15 protein-coding genes and 1 tRNA gene are annotated in these 19709 nt (G+C 41.3%); 12 read left to right on the forward strand and 4 right to left on the reverse strand.

What is annotated here, in order from left to right:
- The first annotated feature begins 251 nt into the window (after positions 1 to 251).
- Positions 252 to 2039 (forward strand): elongation factor 4, encoded by a 1788-nt coding sequence (gene lepA, locus IPM71_09855; protein ID QQS49916.1) that lies wholly within the window; start codon positions 252 to 254, stop codon positions 2037 to 2039.
- Here the strand turns inward: lepA and IPM71_09860 are convergent.
- Entirely contained in the window at positions 2036 to 4024 is a 1989-nt protein-coding gene (locus IPM71_09860) for a thioredoxin domain-containing protein (GenBank protein ID QQS49917.1), read from the reverse strand. The genes lepA and IPM71_09860 overlap by 4 nt on opposite strands.
- A gap of 195 nt (positions 4025 to 4219) precedes the next feature.
- Between IPM71_09860 and IPM71_09865 the strand changes: the two genes are divergently transcribed.
- Entirely contained in the window at positions 4220 to 4990 is a 771-nt protein-coding gene (locus tag IPM71_09865) for a queuosine precursor transporter (protein ID QQS49918.1), read from the forward strand.
- A gap of 578 nt (positions 4991 to 5568) precedes the next feature.
- Here the strand turns inward: IPM71_09865 and IPM71_09870 are convergent.
- A tRNA-Arg gene (locus tag IPM71_09870) sits at positions 5569 to 5640 on the reverse strand.
- A 185-nt stretch (positions 5641 to 5825) separates the two neighbouring features.
- On the opposite strand from IPM71_09870, the gene IPM71_09875 reads away from it, so the two are divergent.
- From IPM71_09875 to IPM71_09885, 3 genes are all read left to right on the forward strand, one after another.
- Positions 5826 to 6701 carry an EamA family transporter gene (locus IPM71_09875; GenBank protein ID QQS49919.1) on the forward strand — a complete coding sequence of 292 codons (876 nt, stop codon included), beginning with the start codon at positions 5826 to 5828 and terminating at the stop codon, positions 6699 to 6701.
- 123 nt (positions 6702 to 6824) lie between these two features.
- Positions 6825 to 9485 (forward strand): leucine--tRNA ligase, encoded by a 2661-nt coding sequence (locus tag IPM71_09880; GenBank protein ID QQS49920.1) that lies wholly within the window; start codon positions 6825 to 6827, stop codon positions 9483 to 9485.
- A gap of 101 nt (positions 9486 to 9586) precedes the next feature.
- Positions 9587 to 10837 (forward strand): peptidoglycan DD-metalloendopeptidase family protein, encoded by a 1251-nt coding sequence (locus IPM71_09885; protein QQS49921.1) that lies wholly within the window; start codon positions 9587 to 9589, stop codon positions 10835 to 10837.
- Positions 10838 to 10902: 65 nt separating this feature from the next.
- On the opposite strand, the gene IPM71_09890 is transcribed toward IPM71_09885, so the two are convergent.
- Both IPM71_09890 and IPM71_09895 read right to left on the reverse strand, forming a co-directional pair.
- Entirely contained in the window at positions 10903 to 11592 is a 690-nt protein-coding gene (locus IPM71_09890; protein ID QQS49922.1) for a hypothetical protein, read from the reverse strand.
- Between the two features lie 21 nt (positions 11593 to 11613).
- Positions 11614 to 12195: a phosphoribosylglycinamide formyltransferase gene (locus tag IPM71_09895; protein ID QQS49923.1), complete on the reverse strand. Its 582-nt coding sequence runs from the start codon at positions 12193 to 12195 to the stop codon at positions 11614 to 11616.
- Between the two features lie 167 nt (positions 12196 to 12362).
- Here IPM71_09895 and IPM71_09900 point away from each other — a divergent pair, with 167 nt between their 5' ends.
- The 7 genes from IPM71_09900 (at position 12363) to IPM71_09930 (ending at position 19659) form a co-directional block, all read left to right on the forward strand.
- Entirely contained in the window at positions 12363 to 12599 is a 237-nt protein-coding gene (locus IPM71_09900; GenBank protein ID QQS49924.1) for an acyl carrier protein, read from the forward strand.
- A 38-nt stretch (positions 12600 to 12637) separates the two neighbouring features.
- Positions 12638 to 13891, forward strand: coding sequence for a beta-ketoacyl-ACP synthase II (gene fabF, locus IPM71_09905; protein QQS49925.1), 1254 nt, complete (start codon positions 12638 to 12640; stop codon positions 13889 to 13891).
- 110 nt (positions 13892 to 14001) lie between these two features.
- Positions 14002 to 14622 (forward strand): ribonuclease III, encoded by a 621-nt coding sequence (rnc, locus tag IPM71_09910; protein ID QQS49926.1) that lies wholly within the window; start codon positions 14002 to 14004, stop codon positions 14620 to 14622.
- A gap of 3 nt (positions 14623 to 14625) precedes the next feature.
- Entirely contained in the window at positions 14626 to 15051 is a 426-nt protein-coding gene (locus IPM71_09915; GenBank protein ID QQS49927.1) for a hypothetical protein, read from the forward strand.
- 138 nt (positions 15052 to 15189) lie between these two features.
- Positions 15190 to 17277 (forward strand): response regulator, encoded by a 2088-nt coding sequence (locus tag IPM71_09920; protein QQS49928.1) that lies wholly within the window; start codon positions 15190 to 15192, stop codon positions 17275 to 17277.
- A gap of 209 nt (positions 17278 to 17486) precedes the next feature.
- Positions 17487 to 18971: a HAMP domain-containing histidine kinase gene (locus IPM71_09925; protein ID QQS49929.1), complete on the forward strand. Its 1485-nt coding sequence runs from the start codon at positions 17487 to 17489 to the stop codon at positions 18969 to 18971.
- Between the two features lie 4 nt (positions 18972 to 18975).
- Entirely contained in the window at positions 18976 to 19659 is a 684-nt protein-coding gene (locus IPM71_09930) for a response regulator transcription factor (GenBank protein ID QQS49930.1), read from the forward strand.
- Positions 19660 to 19709 lie beyond the last annotated feature (50 nt).

Below are 19709 nucleotides of genomic sequence, written 5' to 3' on the forward strand. Positions count from 1 at the left end.
ATTTGGTTAATACGTTATAAATATAAGGCTTTTGTGAGATTTTACTGTATTGAAAGAAAGAATTGGTGCCTATAAATATGGATAAGGTAAAATCCTTTCTGATATTCTCATCAACTTTTTGATATGCTTTCCTGAAATTCAATAGAGGTCGAAATCTTTTTGCTTTAATTGGGTATATTTGTTGGCTGAAAAACACATTCTTTTTTAAGAAATATTTACCCTTGAAGTATTTGGAATTGAAATAGAGATAGATGGAAAACATACGTAATTTTTGCATTATTGCCCACATCGACCATGGGAAAAGTACGCTGGCCGACAGACTTTTAATGAAAACGGGCACACTCTCCGAGCGCGACTTTAAGGACCAGGTTTTGGACGATATGGACTTGGAGCGGGAGCGGGGCATTACCATTAAAAGTCATGCCATACAGATGTATTATAAATTCGAAGGTGTAGATTATAAGCTCAATCTGATTGACACTCCTGGTCACGTAGATTTTTCATACGAAGTTTCACGGTCTATTGCTGCCTGCGAGGGTGCTTTGCTTGTGATAGATGCCACCCAGGGCATTCAGGCGCAAACCATTTCTAACCTTTACCTGGCCCTGGAACACGACTTAACCATAATCCCGGTGTTGAATAAGATGGACATGCAAAATGCCATGCCCGAAGAAGTGAAAGATCAGATTGTGGACCTGATTGGTTGTGAACGCACTGATATTATTGAGGCCAGTGGCAAATCAGGACTTGGTGTGGAAGCCATTCTCGACGCAATAATTCACCTGATACCTCCTCCAAAAGGTGATGTGAATGCACCACTTGAGGCACTCATTTTCGATTCAGTGTTTAATTCCTTCCGGGGCATTTTTGCCTATTTCAAAATAATGAATGGCACCATTAAAAAGGGCGACCTGGTAAAATTTTATGCCACAAAAAAAGAATACTATGCCGATGAGGTTGGTGTTTTGCGTCTTAAACCCGAAGCCAGAAACCAACTGAGCGCAGGCGATGTGGGCTACATTATTTCGGGCATCAAAACATCACCCGAGGTGAAGGTGGGCGATACAATTACCCATGTAGCAAGGCCATGCCTAAAGGCCATTGAGGGTTTCGAAGATGTGAAGCCCATGGTGTTTGCCGGAATCTACCCTGTCGATGCCGACGACTATGAAGACCTGCGTGCCTCAATGGAAAAACTTCAGCTCAACGATGCCTCGCTGGTTTTTGAACCCGAAAGTTCCGCAGCCTTGGGTTTCGGATTCCGATGTGGTTTTTTAGGTCTCCTGCATATGGAAATTGTTCAGGAACGTCTCGATCGCGAGTTTAACATGGATGTAATTACTACGGTACCCAACGTTTCCTTTAAAGTATTAAAAACAGACGGTGAGTGGATTGATGTACACAATCCTTCCGGCTTGCCCCATGTAACCAAAATACAGCAGGTCGATGAACCTTATATTTATGCCCAGATTATTACCCATGCCGATTACGTGGGGTCTATCATGAATCTTTGTATCGACCGAAGGGGCATTCTTAAAAATCAATCATACCTCACTACCGACAGGGTAGAGATTACCTTTGAAATGCCCTTGTCTGAAATTGTATTCGATTTTTACGATAAACTAAAAAGTATTTCAAAAGGATATGCTTCTTTCGATTACCATGTTACCGGTTACAAAGAGGCCGACCTGGTTTGCCTTGATATTCTCTTAAACGGCGAAATGGTCGATGCGCTTTCGGCACTTATACACAAAGGGCATGCCTACAGCTTTGGAAAGAAAATCTGTGAAAAGCTGAAGGAACTCATTCCACGTCAGCAATTCGATATTGCCATACAAGCAGCCATTGGGGCCAAAATAATTGCACGCGAAACCGTGAAAGCTGTAAGAAAAGATGTTACTGCAAAATGTTATGGTGGCGATATTACCCGTAAGCGCAAGCTGCTCGAGAAACAGAAAAAGGGTAAAAAGCGTATGCGCCAGGTAGGCAATGTGGAAGTACCACAGGAAGCATTCCTTGCCGTACTTAAACTCGATTAAGGCTTCAGTTGACGGAGGGCTTCTTCCACCGATTCAACCGGTAGCAGGCAGCTTTGCTGATGGCATACGTAAATCAATGATTTGCCTTCAACAAACCGGTCCTTCATGATAGGTAACTGCGAATTCTTTTGACTTGCAGCAACCAGGATGTTGTTCTGCAATTCTTCAAATTGTTGTGCCCGAATAATCGCATCCGGACCGGTAATTATCACTTCGGGCCAGCTGAAAAGTTTTTTAAGGGCCAGTATTCCCCAATTCGAATAGTATGGACCTTGTGCAGCAAGGTTATCTGTCAATTTTTCCAGCATCCTGGAACTTAACTCAATCCAATCGGGTCGATTGAAATAAATCCCAAGCTCATGCAGTACATGGGCGGCCACCGAATTGGAAGAGGGTATCACATTGTCGCTTGTTTCAAAGTTCGAAGAAAACAGACTTTCCGATTGCTGACCAGCATATCGGAAAAACCCGGTTTCTGTGTCGAAGAATAATGTACACATCTTTTCGGTTATACCTCTGGCATGCCATAGATACTTTTCTTCAAAACTGGCACTGTAAAGGTCGATAAGGCTTTGGGCAAGCAGGGAATAGTCGTCCAGAAAACCGGCTATCTGCTTGTCTGAAGTGCGAATCCGAAAAACTTCATTTGCATCGGCGGTCATATTTTCGAGCAGAAAATCGGCCAGGCTGAGGCTTGTATGAAGGTACATATCATCGCGAAAAACAATGTAAGCCTTCGCCAGTGACGAAACCAGCAAAGCATTCCAACTTGTCATTACTTTTGTGTCGGTAGCTGGTCTGGGCCGATGTTTTCGAGCATCGAGCAATATTTCAAAGCATTCAGCTAAGAAGGGAGTTTGAGTTTCGACATTTAATTCCGTGTGCAAAACGTTGTAACCGTGCTCCCAGTTTCCTTCTTCTGAAAGCTTGTAGGTCGATGCAAATTTGGTAAGTTTTTCGCCTAGGGCAGCTTCCAGTTCCTGCCAGGTCCAGACATAATAGCGGCCTTCCATGTTTTCGCTGTCGGCATCAATCGCGGCATAAAAACCACCCGTTGATGCTGCAAGTTCGTTTATTAAAAAATGAGTGGTTTCGTTTACGACTTGCCTGTAACGCGGCTTTTTGTAAATTTGGTAGGCTTCGGAATAGAGAGCAATCAATTGGGCATTGTCGTAAAGCATTTTTTCGAAGTGCGGTACTTTCCATTCTGCATCGGTCGAATAGCGGGCAAATCCGCCTGCCAGATGATCATAAATCCCTCCTGCTGCAATGGCGTCGAGGCTTGTTTCGAGGTAGGCTTTAATTGGTTCGTTCTGGACGAACAGATTGTATTTTAGAAGAAAACTAAGGGCATTGGGCAACACGAATTTAGGTGCTCCCTTGTGACCTCCCCATTCAAAATCGAAATACCGGGTCCATTGGCTTACTATTTCATTTAGTAAATCGGGGTTTAGTTTATTTTCAGAGGAAAGGATTAATTGGTTTTTCTGCTCCTCTAAACCATTCGTAAGGTTGATGGCATATTCTTCAAGACGACCGGGTTGATTTGTGTGTATTTCGTGCAGTTGGCTTAATAGGTTAATCCATTGTGATTTAGGTAGGTAGGTTGCAGCATATATGGGCCTGCCATCGGGCAATGCCACTGCATTAAGCGGCCATCCGCCGCGCTGGCCCATCAGGTGTATGGCATTCATGTATACATTGTCTACATCGGGTCTTTCTTCGCGGTCAACCTTGATACTGACAAAGTATTGATTCATCAGTTCAGCCACTTCAAGGTCCTCAAAACTCTCGTGCTCCATCACATGGCACCAATGGCAGGCCGAATAGCCTATGCTTATCACCAGTAATTTATTTTCGAGCTTAGCCTGCTGAAGAGCTTCTTCTCCCCAGGACTTCCATTGCACCGGGTTATGGGCATGTTGCAACAGGTAGGGCGATGTTTCGAGGATTAAGCTGTTGGTAAAGCGGGGCTTATTGGCCATGTTTTTTATTTGGTAAACAAGCCAAAGTCGAATAGGTTTTGGTATAGATGGCTTTGCTCATTAAAAGGGAGCATTTCAGGATTTTTTTTCATAACCATTGTCAATCAACGATCATGGGCTAAATTGACTTTGAATTTTTAGTAAAACTTTCAGACAGAATCGTTGTTAATGTGATTGTATTCTTAACTAACCATCATGGCAGGCTCCTCTAAAACAATTTCTTCAAAACTATTCTTGCTTTATATAGGCCTGAGTGCATTTTTTTTGGGTAATGCCATATTGGCCCAGTTTATAGGGGTGAAGATATTCAGCATAAACGACCTGTTTAATTTTCCTGAAAATTCAGACTTGCAAATCAATATGAGCATCGGGGTTATCATCTGGCCACTGGTGTTTATTACCTCCGATATTTTAAACGAATATTTTGGTAAAAAGGGTGTCAGGCGAATCAGCTTTATCAGTGCTGGCGTTATACTCTATGCCTCTGTTATGACTTATTTGGGTACAAAAACACCTCCCGCTTCATTCTGGCTTGATGCCAACCTAGCTTATGGGGTCGAAAATAATTTTGATATCAATTTGGCTTACAATGTTATATTTAGCCAGGGTATTGGAATTGTCATTGGTTCGGTAACAGCTTTTCTGGTGAGCCAGCTTGTGGATGTGTATGTATTTCATTACCTGAGAGGTCTTACAGAGCATCGTTTTCTTTGGCTCAGAACTACAGGATCTACAATCGTTTCGCAGCTAATCGATAGTTTTCTTATTTTGTTTATTGCTTTTTTTGTGTTGGGCAACTGGAGCCTGAAGCAAGTGTTTGATGTAGGCCTGGTGCAATACATCTACAAGGTTGGTATTGCCATTCTGCTTACGCCGCTCATTTATCTGGTGCATTACTTTATCGACCGTTATTTGGGGAAAAGGCTTTCTGAAGAATCAATGTTACTGGCCGATAAAGATTGGTAAACCTTTATTGTTTTTACCATAAGCATGGAAACGATCGCGTAAATTAAGGCATAAAAAAAGAGGAAACAATTTCCTCTTTAGTTTAATTTTGTGACCCCATCGGGATTAGTTCCGCTTCGCTTTATGATCCCGATGAGGTGATTATAAACGAAAAAAGAGGAAACAAATTTCCTCTTTAGTTTTATTTCGTGACCCCATCGGGATTAGTTTCGCTTCGCTGCATGATCCCGATGAGGTGATTATAAACGAAAAAAGAGGAAACAAATTTCCTCTTTAGTTTAATTTTGTGACCCCATCGGGATTAGTTCCGCTTCGCTGCATGATCCTGATGAGGTGATTATAAACGAAAAAAGAGGAAACAAATTCCTCTTTAGTTTAATTTTGTGACCCCATCGGGATTAGTTTCGCTTCGCTGCATGATCCCGATGAGGTGATTATAAACGAAAAAAGAGGAAACAAATTCCTCTTTAGTTTTATTTCGTGACCCCATCGGGATTAGTTCCGCTTCGCTTCATGAACCCGATGTGGTGATTATAAACGAAAAAAGAGGAAACAAATTCCTCTTTAGTTTTATTTCGTGACCCCATCGGGATTCGAACCCAAATCGTCAGAACCGGAATCTGAAATTCTATCCATTGAACTATGGGGCCAAAACAGGGCGCAAATTTAGCATTTTTTGCAAACTTTCGAGTTTTACTGTGTACGATTTTGTTTTGCAGGTGCTTTGTTCCTCAGGAAAAGGGTTAAAGGCATTATTTTATTTCGAGTTGGAAATTTTTTAGTCTTTTGTAATCTTATATTATCTAAAACTGGATTAGCTTCACCAAAAAAAAGCATGATCTGGAGTAAACGTTGGTTTCAGTATAGCATTCTGCTCTTTTTGGCATTTATTTGGGGTAGTTCGTTTATTCTCATGAAAATTGGCTTAAAAAGCTTTTCAAGCGAACAGGCTGCCGGTATTCGTATATTTTTGGCCTCGCTGGTGCTTCTTCCTCTTTCCATTATTCATCTTCGATCCCTCAGAAGAAAAGATGTTAAATACCTAATGGTGGCTGGATTCTTTGGCAGTCTTATTCCTGCTTTTCTGTTTACCAAAGCCCAAACACGAATCGATAGCGCTTTGGCTGGTATGCTGAATTCGCTAACTCCCGTATTTACGCTTATTGTTGGTTTGCTTTTTCACCAAACCAAAACCCGATGGATGCAAGTTCTTGGACTTATATTGGGCTTTGTGGGTGCCTTAGGTCTTATTGCTTCCGGAAGCAATGTCTCGTTACAAAACGTCAACAGTTATGCTTTTTTTATTGTCTTGGCTACCAGTTTATACGCTATCAACATCAATGTGGTGAAAACTCACCTCACTCATCTCAAGGGGGTTCAGATTACTTCCTTGTCTTTTTTCTTTGTCGGACCAGTTGCCCTTGGTTTTCTGCTGGTCTCTGATTTTGGGCCTGTACTCCAGTCGCCCGGCTGGCCTTATCATTTCGCAGCCCTGGCTGTTTTGGGCATTGTAGGAACCGCCTTTGCGATGTTGTTTATGAACAGCCTGATACGTTACACTTCTGCAGTATTTGCCTCGTCGGTTACCTATATCATCCCCGTTTTTGCAATCATCTGGGGTATTATGGATGGTGAAACTATTACCTGGATACATCTGAGTTTTATGGCTGTTGTGCTTACAGGTGTATACCTTATCAACCGTAAACATTAAGAGTACATTTCATTTTCCTTTAGCAGGTAGTTTTCTTTTTATCCGATTGTAACAAGTTTTTTTACTTTTGTGGCTAAAATAAACAAACCTGGTCGCAAAGGGTACCAATAAATATTACAGAGCATGGATTACCGATTTACCGAAATTGAGAAGAAATGGCAGGATTACTGGGAAAAGAATAAAACATTTAAAACCCATAACGATTATACCAATCCGAAGAAATTCTATGCCCTTGATATGTTTCCCTACCCTTCAGGCAGTGGTTTGCATGTGGGTCACCCCGAAGGATATACAGCCACAGACATTGTAAGCCGCTACAAACGTATGAAAGGGTTTAATGTATTGCACCCCATGGGTTGGGATGCGTTTGGGCTTCCCGCTGAGCAATATGCCATTCAAACCGGTACTCATCCTTCCATTACTACCCGCAACAATTGCGATAATTTCCGCCGGCAAATCAAGGCATTGGGCTTGGCCTATGATTGGGACCGTGAAATCAATACCACCGATCCGAAGTATTTTAAGTGGACACAGTGGATTTTTATGCGTCTTTACAATACCTGGTTTGATGCCAGCCTTCAGAAAGGTAGGCACATTAGCGAACTGCCAGTGCCAGAAGAAATAAAGGCCCAGGGTCCATCTGCTGTAAGAACCTATACCGATTCGAAAAGGCTGGCCTACTACGACAATGCACAAGTATGGTGGTGCAATACTTGCAAAATCGTGTGTGCGAACGAAGAGGTGCTTAACGATGGCTCGCATGAAAAATGTGGTACCAAAGAAGTTGTGCGCAAAAACCTCAAACAATGGATGCTTCGCATACCACATTACGCCGAAAGATTGTTAAGAGGACTCGATAATCTGGACTGGCCTGAAGGTGTGAAAGACATGCAACGCAATTGGATTGGTCGTTCCACTGGTGCCGAGGTCGATTTTGAACTTGAAGGGCTGCAGGAAAAACTCAAAGTGTATACTACCCGTCCCGACACACTTTTTGGGGCCACTTATATGGTAATTGCTCCGGAGCATCCATTGCTCGATAAAATTACCCTGCCCGGCGAAATCCTTAAAGTTAAAAATTACATACAACAGGCTTCCCTGAAATCTGATCTGGACAGAACCGAATTAGCTAAAGAAAAAACGGGAGTATTTACAGGACGTTTTGCTATTAATCCGGTTACCGGGCAAAAAATTCAGGTATGGGTAGCCGATTATGTGTTGATGGGATATGGCACAGGAGCCATTATGGCTGTGCCAGCTCATGATGCACGCGACTTTGAATTTGCGGGAGTTTACAAGCTGCCGGTTGTTTGTATTCTCGATCCAGCCTCGGCCAGCAGCGAGTTGCGCGAAAAAGTGCTTGCCGGTAAAGCCTGCTGGACCGAAGATGGATTGTACATCAATTCGGCAAACCCATCGAAAGGAATAAACATAAACGGGCTGAGCAAAGAAAAAGGAATTGCAAGCATCACTGCATGGCTCGAGAAAAGTGGATTGGGGAAGGGAGCTGTGAATTATAAAATTCGCGATTGGTTATTCAGCCGTCAGCGTTATTGGGGAGAACCCTTTCCCGTGAAACATTACGAAGATGGTGTCATTGAATTGGTAGAGGAATCGGAATTGCCTGTGACTTTACCTGAGCTGGAGAAATTTGAACCCGGCGTCAATGGCGAATCGCCTCTTGCCAATTCAACAGCCTGGCTGTTTGGAGAAGATAAAAAAGGTAAGTTTCGCCGCGAAACCAACACCATGCCGCAATGGGCCGGATCGTGCTGGTATTACCTTCGCTACATCGATACAGCGAACGACCAGGAACCTTTTTCGCAGGAGGCTGTAAACTATTGGATGCCGGTTGATCTGTATATTGGCGGCGCCGAGCATGCTGTGCTACATCTATTATACAGCCGGTTCTGGCACAAAGTACTTTTCGATCTTGGAATTGTTTCAACAGACGAACCTTATCAAAAGCTCTACAACCAGGGAATGATTCTGGCTTTTGCCTACGAAACTGCTGCAGGTTCCAAGGTGCCTTCCGATGAGGTGGAAGAACGTGAAGGCTTGTATTATCATAAATCAACGGGCGAAGAGTTGAATCAGATTGTGGCAAAAATGTCGAAATCGCTCAAAAATGTTGTGAATCCAGACGACGTGGTTGCCAGCTACGGTGCCGATAGCCTTCGGTTATACGAAATGTTCATGGGCCCCCTCGATGCTACCAAACCCTGGACCGATACCGGTGTGAAGGGAGTGTATAATTTTCTGCAACGTGCATTCAGATTTTTCTCCGAACTCGACAATCTGTTTGAAGGAGAAGAAGACAGGGAGGTTTTAAAAGCACTCCATCAATCGATTAAAAAGGTTGAATCGGATATTGAAGCACTAAAATTTAACACGGCCATTTCTCAGTTTATGATATTTACCAACCTGGCTCTTAAGAAAGGAAAGGTAACTAAAGATACTGCCCAGAGTTTTATTCGCATTCTGGCTCCTTTTGCCCCTCATATGAGCGAAGAGTTATGGAATCTTTATGGAAACTCCAACAGCATCGCTTTTGCTGCATGGCCAGAGGTGAACGAAACCTACCTTGTAGAAGATAGCTTTGAATACCCTGTTTCGTTTAATGGTAAAATGCGGTTTAAACTCGAATTTCCGATCGATGAGCTGCCTGCTAACATTGAAAAAGCCACACTCGAACACGAGAGATCGCAAAAGTACCTCGAAGGTTTGCAGGTGGTAAAAGTGGTAGTAGTTCCGCGCAAAATAATAAACATTGTAGTAAAGTAGGCATGACTTGCTTTTACTTTAACCTGATACCCTGAAATGGTTAATAAATATTATTGTATTGCTGGCAATTCTGAGCCATTTTAGCTAAAATTCACTGTTGCATGAAAAAAAGAGTCTTAATTCTTATTCCTGTTTTATTGGTGTTGGTAGGTCTGATTGTATTTGGCATTTATTACACCTACCATCGTATTCCACTTGGCAAAATGAAGGCCAGTGAACCGGCTGATAGTGTAGTAATTGATATTCCTACACTTTATGGAATTTCACTTGACTCTTTCAACATAGAGGAGGGTAGAATCAAGCCTAACCAGACTTTAGGAAATTTGCTTAAAGCCTATAATTTACCTGAGGGAGCTTTTCAGGCACTCTTAACCATTCCTTCCGATACTTTCGATTTGAGAAAAGTACGCGCAGGAAACAAGTTTGTGCTTTTCTTCGATAAAGACACCTCTCGTACCTTGCGGTATTTTGTGTACGAGCATACACTGGTCGATTATAATATGGTTTGCTTTTTCGACAGTGTCTGGGCCACAAATGGCCGTAAAAAAGTAGACGTGGTAAGACAGCATTATCGCGGTAAGATTGAAACTTCGCTCTGGAATGCGATGACATCGGCCAATATTAATCCAATGCTGGCTAACGATCTTTCCGACATCTATGCCTGGAGCATCGATTTTTTCGGACTTCAGGTGGGAGATAGCTTTAGTGTTGTATGCGATGAGGAGTTTGTAGATACCATTTCGTTAGGTTGTGGAAAAATCCATGCGGCCTATTTCAGGCATGCAGAAAAAGATTTTTATGCGGTTCCCTTTGTTCAGAACCAGGTCGAAAGCTACTTCGATCTCGAAGGAAACAGCCTGCGAAAAGCCTTCCTCAAAGCTCCTTTACGTTTTTCACGCATCAGTTCTGGGTTTTCACATAGCCGGCTTCATCCGGTATTGAAAATACACCGTCCTCATCACGGGGTAGACTATGCCGCACCGGCTGGAACGCCTGTATATGCCATAGGCGATGGTAAAATTATTGCTGCTGACTATGGCTACAATAAAGGAGGGGGTAACTCGATAAAAATCAGGCACAACAGTGTGTATACTACTGCATACCTACATTTAAAAGGATTTGCAAAAGGTATTAAAGCAGGCATTTATGTGAAGCAGGGTGATTTAATTGGTTATGTAGGTTCAACCGGTCTTTCAACCGGCCCTCACCTCGACTTCAGGTTCTACAAAAATGGTCATCCTGTGAATCCACTTTCAGTAGAAGCACCGCCTGTAGAGCCCATTTTAGAGGAGAATAAAAGTGCATTCGATTCGGTAAAAGTAGTAACCCTTAATCTTTTAAAGAACCACTAGAACCGGTTGATGTTCAGAAATTTTTACGCTTCTCTAGATAATTGATAAGACCCTTCAGGGATTTATTAAAACTTCGATTCCTTCTTCTTTTTTTTCTTGTTATTACCGTTTAAATACTTTCCTACAAGCATGGCAATCAATATGGCAATGTATAGCTGACCTGTGGTAGCCAGCATCATAGCCAACACCCGGCTTGCGGGCGAGATTGGCGCCATGTCTCCATAGCCAAGGGTGGTAAGGGTAACAAAGCTGAAGTAAACATAATCCGATAGATTATTCGGCCTTAGATTGGTAAGAATAGGGTTGGAATTAAAAACATCGATGATCAATAGTGCAAGACTGCTTATAATTCCAAGCAAGAGGTAACCATTTATGGCCGAGAAAATAATGTTGGTATTTACCCTCTTACTTACCGAAACGTGAATGATTAAGGAAATGGTAATGATAAACAAAAACACGATAAGCAACATTAAAGCCAATGAGCGAATAATTTGCAAGTTTGTCAGCACATCTGCCCAAATTGTTATAATAACTACCAACCCAATAATGAGCAGGATTTTTTTTACTGCCGAAACATAATCGATAGCAAACGTGCTGCTCAAAACTAACAGCGAATACAAAATAGCCAACACGAATGGAATTTCTGTGGCCAGCTGAAACGATGGCACTATAAAAAACAAAACAAGAATGCACAACAGCAAAATAAGGTTGTTGCGCCAATGTCTGTTAACGTTTCTTTTGTCGAATAAATTCATGATAATAAATTTTAGAGAAAACTAATGTTGGTACTTACCTGATAAAATAACCTTTTCTATTGTTTGCGGGAAATAGGTATATTCGAGTTGATGCACCTTTTCAGCAATCGCGGCTGGTGAATCTGTTGGAGATATGGCGCACCGGGCCTGAAAGATGATGTTTCCTTCGTCGTAATGCTCGTTCACAAAGTGTATGCTGATACCAGTTTCCTTATCGCCAGAATTTTTAACGGCCTCATGTACATGCATGCCGTACATGCCCTTGCCACCATATTTAGGTAAAAGTGCCGGATGGATGTTAATAATTCGTTGCGGATACGCCTGAATCAGGTAAGCAGGGATCAGCCATAAAAAGCCTGCAAGAATCAGGTAGTCAATCTTTCTCTGCTGAAGTGTTTCCAAAAGATCGCTACTCTGGTAAAAGCTTTCGCGCTGAAACAAAAAGGCCGGAATACCTAGTCTTTCTGCTCTTTGTAACACAAAAGCATCTGGCTTGTTGCAATAAATAGAATCAACAACAACCGATGGGTGATTTCTGAAATGAAGTGCAATGTTTTCTGCATTGGTTCCCGATCCGGAAGCAAAGATTGCTATCTTATTCATATTCAATTTTTTTAATACCAGAAAAGCCAATGATCAATATTAGGCTCAAATACAAAAAAAGACATTTTTAAAATATTAAATCCAGTTTTTTGTTTGTTTTTTTTCAGATATTGCATTTCTTTGCACCTTTAAAATTTGAACCAAAGTATAAATTTAAATTTAGTATTATGTCTGACATTACTTCCAGAGTAAAAGCAATTATCGTTGACAAACTTGGTGTTGACGAAAGTGAAGTAACCCCTGAAGCTAGTTTTACTAACGACCTGGGTGCCGATTCGCTTGATACAGTTGAGCTGATTATGGAGTTTGAAAAAGAATTCAACATTGGAATTCCGGATGACCAAGCTGAAAAAATTGGTACTGTAGGTGATGCAATCAACTACATTCAAGAAAACGTAAAGTAAATCTTTTTGCTGAACAAGAAACTTAACCAGTTTAAATTATGGAGTTAAAGCGAGTAGTAGTGACCGGATTAGGTGCATTGACACCCATTGGAAACAATGTTTCTGAATTCTGGGAAAACCTTGTAAAAGGTACCAGCGGAGCCGATAAAATTACCCGTTTCGATTCGACCTATTTTAAAACTAAGTTTGCTTGTGAGGTTAAAAACTTTGACCCCCAGGATCACTTCGACCGTAAAGAAGCCAGGAAAATTGACCTCTTTGTAATGTTTGCCCTGGTTGCTGCCGAGGAAGCAATGAAGGATTCAGCACTGAATCTTGAAACACTTGACCTTGACAGGGCCGGAGTGATCTTTGGTTCGGGTATTGGTGGTTTTACCACCATCTTTGAAGAAATGGAAGGCTATTTCAAAAATCCTGAAATGCCACGCATTAATCCTTTCTTCATCCCCAAACTAATTATTGATATTGCCGCAGGGCAATTGTCGATGAAATATGGGTTCAGAGGCCCCAATTTTGCCACTGTTTCAGCCTGTGCTACTTCCAACAATGCCATTATCGATGCCTTTAATTACATCCGTCTGGGGAAAGCCGATGTGTTTATCACAGGAGGTTCAGAGGCTTCGATCAATCAACCTGGCTTAGGCGGATTTAATGCCATGCAGGCTCTTTCTACCAACAACGATGAGTATAAAACCGCTTCACGTCCTTTTGATGTGTCGCGCGACGGATTTGTCATGGGTGAAGGTGCCGGAGTGCTGATTCTCGAAGAATATGAGCATGCCATCAAGCGTGGTGCCACCATTCATTGCGAAATAGTTGGTGGAGGCCTTACCGCCGATGCCTATCACCTTACAGCTCCACATCCGGAAGGTTTAGGAGCTACCAATGTAATGTGGAGGGCTCTCGAAGATGCCAATCTGAAAACCACCGATGTAGATTACATCAACGTGCATGGAACATCAACCCCACTTGGTGATATAGCTGAAACAAAAGCAATTGTAAAAGTTTTTGGCGAACATGCCTATAAACTGAATATCAGTGCAACAAAATCACAGACTGGCCACTTGCTTGGTGCAGCAGGTGCAGTAGAATCTATCGCTTCTATTCTGGCCATTAAAAACGGAATCATACCACCAACAATCAACCTTCAGAATCTTGATCCAGCGATTGATTCAAAATTGAACCTTACTGTTGGAAAAGCTCAAAAACGCGAAGTGAATGTGGCTGTCTGCAACACTTTTGGATTTGGTGGACACAACACTTCTGCTATTTATAAGAAATACACCAATTAGCCTTGTCCGCTTTTTTTTTTAATAAATCGGAAAAAAAGATCCTTAACCCCGATCGAAAGACTCGTGCGCAATTCAAAAAAATTCTTGGTTTCAAGCCCGGAAAGCCTGAATTGTATCAGCTAGCATTAGTACATAAGTCGGCAGCGGTAAAGGTTTATAACAACCCAAAATTAAACAACGAACGTCTGGAATTTCTCGGCGATGCTATTCTCGATAGCATTATTGCCGAACATCTTTATAATTGTTTTCCTTTAAAGGATGAAGGGTTTCTGACTCAGCTACGCTCGAAAATAGTAAACCGCGAAACATTAAAGCGGATTTCAATTAAAATGGGCATTGGCAATCTGATCATTTCAAAAGTTTCGAACGACAACCACAATGCCGTTTTTGGCGATGCCCTCGAGGCTCTGATTGGAGCCATTTATCTCGATAAAGGTTATAAGCGCACAAAACGCTTTGTGCTTAAAAGAATTATCAACTACCATATCAACATAAAAAAGCTTGCCGAAACTGAAATCGATTTCAAAAGCAGAATAATCGAGTGGAGCCAGAAAAATAAAAAAGAGCTTAACTTTTCGTGCCGTGAAGATACTTCTCCCGGAGGTAAGCATCCTGTATTTATTTCACACCTTATGGTGTTTGATAAAATAATTGGTATGGGCACAGGCAACAGCAAAAAGGAAGCCGAACAAAATGCAGCCCGACAGGCGCTTATGCACATCGAATCCTGAGATATGACAAAGCCTAAGAAACATTATCTTTCTGAAACTCACTTGTCAAAACAATTGGCCATCGGTTTGGTGAGCTCAGAAACCGAGTTTCAGATAAGCCTTTTGTTAAATAATACTTTACGCATCAAACTTGCCCTTTCTGAACCAATTGTGAAGGAAATAAAAGCAAAGCAGATTTGTTTCCCTTGTTTTAAGTATTTTTTCGATGATCTGCCAGGAGTAGTATTGGTGAAAAACAAGACAAATCAGCATGTGCTGCTTGCATCTCACGCCAACTTCGATTATATTCTTATTTTCTCAGGCGAAGAAGCTGCAATATATTCTGAGAAATGCCTGACTCTCTTAAAGACTAATCCTCAGTTCAGCCTTATTGTGCCAATTGCCACAGAAACACTTACTAACCTCAATAAGTTAATTTCAGCACAGTAGAAGCTAATATCTTCGGTAATTATTACGAATATTCTTTTCTCCAAATATTTTTCTCTGCTTGTTGGATAAGCCTTTTTGCCCATTTATGCAGTGATTTATCTCATTCAGGCAGGGTAAATAATATCATTCGTTGCTAATTTGCAAAGGAGGGTAGTTAAGGTATCTTTAGTAAATACCTTTTTTGCCGCCATTGCCATGATTCACGAACAAAAGATCAACCAGATTTTGGTGAAGAATGAGGATTGGATTATATCGAAAATTCTCTCATCTGCCAAACAGTATACCCAGCACGAAAGCCGCTCGCTTATTAATTTTGGATGGAAACAAACAGTAAGCAGTTTGTCTGCATTGTTGTTTAACGACTTTCAGACATTAAAACCGGAAAATGCCATTAGTAATATAAGACAATCCGAAGGTTCTGAATATACTACTTATGCCCGGAATGTTGTAAATATGTGTCGTCAAAGCCAGATAGAAGCGCATGTATTTCTTTCTTTTTTAAAAGTTGTCAGAGGCACTTACGAGGAGTTGATTTGCGAAGGGAGTTTGCCTACTTCTCAAAAAACTTCCTTTTTCAGGCAAATTGATAAGTCTTTCGATTGCATAGAAGTAGCATTTATCAGACTTTGGTCGGCCAGTGCGAACAAGACCAACGAAGTGAGCCAATCTCCTTACATCGATTCGCATACCTATAATTCTCTTTTCGAAAGTCTTCCCTTACCTTGCATTATGGTCGATACCTTTCATAGGGTAGTTAAGCACAACAAGGAGGCCAGGCTGTTTATTCCTTCGCTGTTTGAAAGAGAAACCGGCAAACTTAACCGCAACATTCGTATACGCGAAAAGGAAAGCTTGCATGCCAAAATTGACGAGTTCAGAATTTCGAAGTACGAACAAAGTAATTTCGAGGTATCGCTTACTACAGACGACAAGGATTATTATGTGCTTATAGGTTTGAGAAAGCTTCGTGCATCTGCACATATTTTAGTTTCTTTTATCGATCTGACAACCTGGAAAAAACGCGAACAAGATATTATTGAAGAAAAGAACAGGCTTAAGGCCAACAGAAGCGAAGGCATCGATTACCTGGCAAATATTTCGCACGAAATCCGCACTCCCGTGAATGCCATTGTAGGCTTTTCGGAGTTGCTTTCCACTGTATCGCTTCCTGAGAAAAGCAGGATGGAGTACATGAATATGCTCAAAAAAAGCAGCAACGATCTGCTGGGTATTATTGAGGATGTGATGGATCTGGCAAAAATTGAATCAAGGAAACTTAAAATAAGCTATAAAGATTCGGTGGTTTCGGAATGGCTTTATGACCTTAAGCAGGTTTATGAAACCTTGATTCACAGGCAATCAGACAACAAAGTCAAATTGTTGCTATACATTCCGGAAAACGAAAAGGACTTTGTGATAAGTACAGACCCTAAACGCGTAAAACAGGTTTTATCTAACTTAATTGGCAATGCTCTTAAATTCACCGAGAAGGGAACTATTGAAATCGGCTACAAGCTTTCGAGCGATAATTTGATTTATTTTTTTGTGAAGGATACAGGAATAGGAGTTCCGTATACCATGCAATCGAAAATTTTTGACCGCTATGCCCAGGTTGATAGCATTCCGATTAGTCAAAATGCTGGCAGTGGACTTGGACTGGCTATTAGTAAGAATCTTGTATCGATGTTAGGCGGAAATCTAGCTGTCAGCTCTACCCCGGGAAGAGGTTCCATTTTTTATTTTTACCTGCCTTGTTTGCCAGGCAAGCCTAAACCGGAAATTTCTGTTGCACAGTCTTCACCCTTAAGGAAAGCCATAAGCCTGGCTTCAAAAACCCTACTCATTGCCGAAGATGAGGATGCCAATTTTCTTTATATAAAAGAAGCCTTGCGTCCTACAGGAGTTGGGATTATCCGGGCCAACACAGGTGCCGAAGCCATTCAGCTTGCCGAAAACAATCAGTCTGTCGACCTGATATTGATGGATATTAAAATGCCCGAATTAAATGGCATTGATGCTACTAAATACATTAAACACATTCGACCCGATTTGCCAATCATTGCCATCTCGGCACATGCCATGGAAAACGACAAGGAAACCTGCCTGCAAGCAGGGTGTAATGCCTATCTGAGCAAACCTGTGAGCTATAGCGAACTTATTTTTCAGATTAAAAAGGTATTGTCTTTAAAAAGCGTGGTGCAAAAAAGGATTGCGGCAGGAGCCTGATAAAATCAAAAAGAGGGAACATTGTTCCCTCTTTTTTTTAACCCTAACCTAATAAAACCTATGAAAAGAATTTCAGAGTTTGGAAGCAGTACCTTCCGTGTTTCTGATGATTCAAAAATAGGGTAAACATGTGTTAAGATCCCTTAAGGTCTGTTAATAATTGTTAAACTATGAGGGCATTCTTTTTCAGCCTATTACATTTGTAGGAAATGAACAAACGCCTTATCATCGGACTTGGCCTGGTAATGACCCTCGTGTTACTTAGTCTAATTACGGTTCAGATTAACTGGATTCGAAATGCCTATGCCGTAAAAGAAAATCAGTTCGACCAGATGGTACATACTGCCCTTACAGAGGTGGTAGATGTAATAGCACAGCAGGAGACCTACAATTACCTGCTTAAAGAGTTTTATCCCACGGCGGGTATACAGAATTCTGCCACCTATTGGATGCAGTTTGCAAAAGATTCCGCACAAATTAACCAACGGACTGCTACTCACGAAGAGGATAAATCAATAGACAACAATCAGATTTCATCGATTAAGAGTGATAGCATCGATTATGATGCAATGTTCAAGCAACATCGGAAAGTTTTACTGGAGAAACAAAGGTACATTAACCGCGTTTTGTGGCGAATTATGAATCAATCGCCAGATATACGTGCCAGGCTCGATGTAACGGAGGTAGAATCCATTTTAAGTGAAGTTTTGCTTGATTTTGGCATTAATTCCAATTTCGAATTTGCCTTAAGTACCGGTAGTGATGAAATGTATTTTCTTTCAGAAGGCTTCAAACCACTAAACGAGCATTCGGTTTATAAGGTCCGATTGTATCCTGATGAACCTATGCCTGCCAGCTATTATCTTGAAGTGTATTTTCCCGATAAACGAAATTTTATTTTTCGCTCCATGGCATTTATGGGTATCTCATCCGGTGTGCTTACGATGCTTATAGTATTTACATTTGGGTTTACCTTGTTTGTTATTTTCAGGCAGAAACATTTGTCGGAAATTAAAAACGATTTTGTCAATAATATGACTCATGAACTCAAAACACCCATTTCAACCATTTCTCTTGCCTCGCAAATGTTGGGAGATCCATCCATCCCCGACGCTGCGAAAAATTTGAACCGGATTTCGACCATTATTCTGCAGGAAAGCAAGCGCCTCGGGCACCAGGTTGAGAAAGTATTGCAAATTGCCAGTATTGATAAAGGCAAATTGGAAATGAATATCAAAACTGTCGATATACACGATCTGATCGAAAACGTAGTTGGTACCTTCCGATTGCAAATTGATGCAAAGGGAGGATTGCTTATTCCTTCACTGCATGCTGTCAATAGGCAGGTAAGCGTAGACCCGGTGCACATGAGCAATGTAATTTCGAATCTTATAGACAATGCAATTAAATTTACACCTTCGAATCCTGAAATTTACATTGAAACCAGTAATATAGGGCAACAGGTTTTTGTAAGTGTAAAAGATAATGGAATTGGAATCAGCAGAGCCAATCAGAAAAAGGTTTTCGACCGGTTCTATCGCGTTCCTACCGGAAATTTACACAACGTAAAGGGCTTTGGCCTGGGACTTAACTACGTGAAGAAAATAATCGAAATACATAAAGGTGGAGTAGAGCTTGAAAGTGAACCCGGACAGGGGTCAACCTTTCGGTTCTGGCTTCCTTTAAATAAATAAAACTATGGAAAAAATCAGCCTGTTGCTTGCCGAAGATGATGAAAACCTCGGGTCGCTCCTGCGCGAATACCTTATAGCCAAAGGCTACGATGCCAATTTGTTTGTTAATGGCGAAAAGGCTTATAAAAGCTTTATCAAAGAGCATTACGATTTGTGCATATTCGACATTATGATGCCTGTGAAAGATGGGATTACTTTGGCACGAGAGGTACGCCTGCTAAACTCCACCATACCCATCCTCTTTCTGACCGCGAAGTCGCAAAAGGAGGATATTCTAAGCGGATTTCAGGCCGGTGCCGATGATTATATAACCAAACCCTTTAGCATGGAGGAACTGGTATACCGTATCGAAGCCATTTTAAGAAGGACCCACTTTCAACCTACAAGCCAGATGGAGTTTGCCATTGGAGAATTCTTATTTTATTCCGACAAACAAGTACTCTCTCACAATGGTGTGGAGCAAAAACTCACTACCAAAGAGTCCGATCTTTTAAAGCTTCTTTGTATTAATAAAAACGCCATACTCGAACGGAATTTTGCATTGAAAACCATCTGGGTCGACGACAATTATTTCAATGCGCGCAGCATGGATGTTTATATTACCAAATTGCGTAAATACCTTAAATCCGATCCTTCAGTGGAGATTATGAACATACATGGGAAAGGTTTCAAGCTTATTGTAAAATAGTTTTCCGTGTTTTGGATTTTCTTTTTGACGATATTTTTCGCTGATTTCTT

It is taken from the genome of Bacteroidota bacterium, from assembly GCA_016699695.1.
In the GTDB taxonomy this organism is placed as follows: Bacteria; Bacteroidota; Bacteroidia; order Bacteroidales; family UBA10428; genus UBA10428.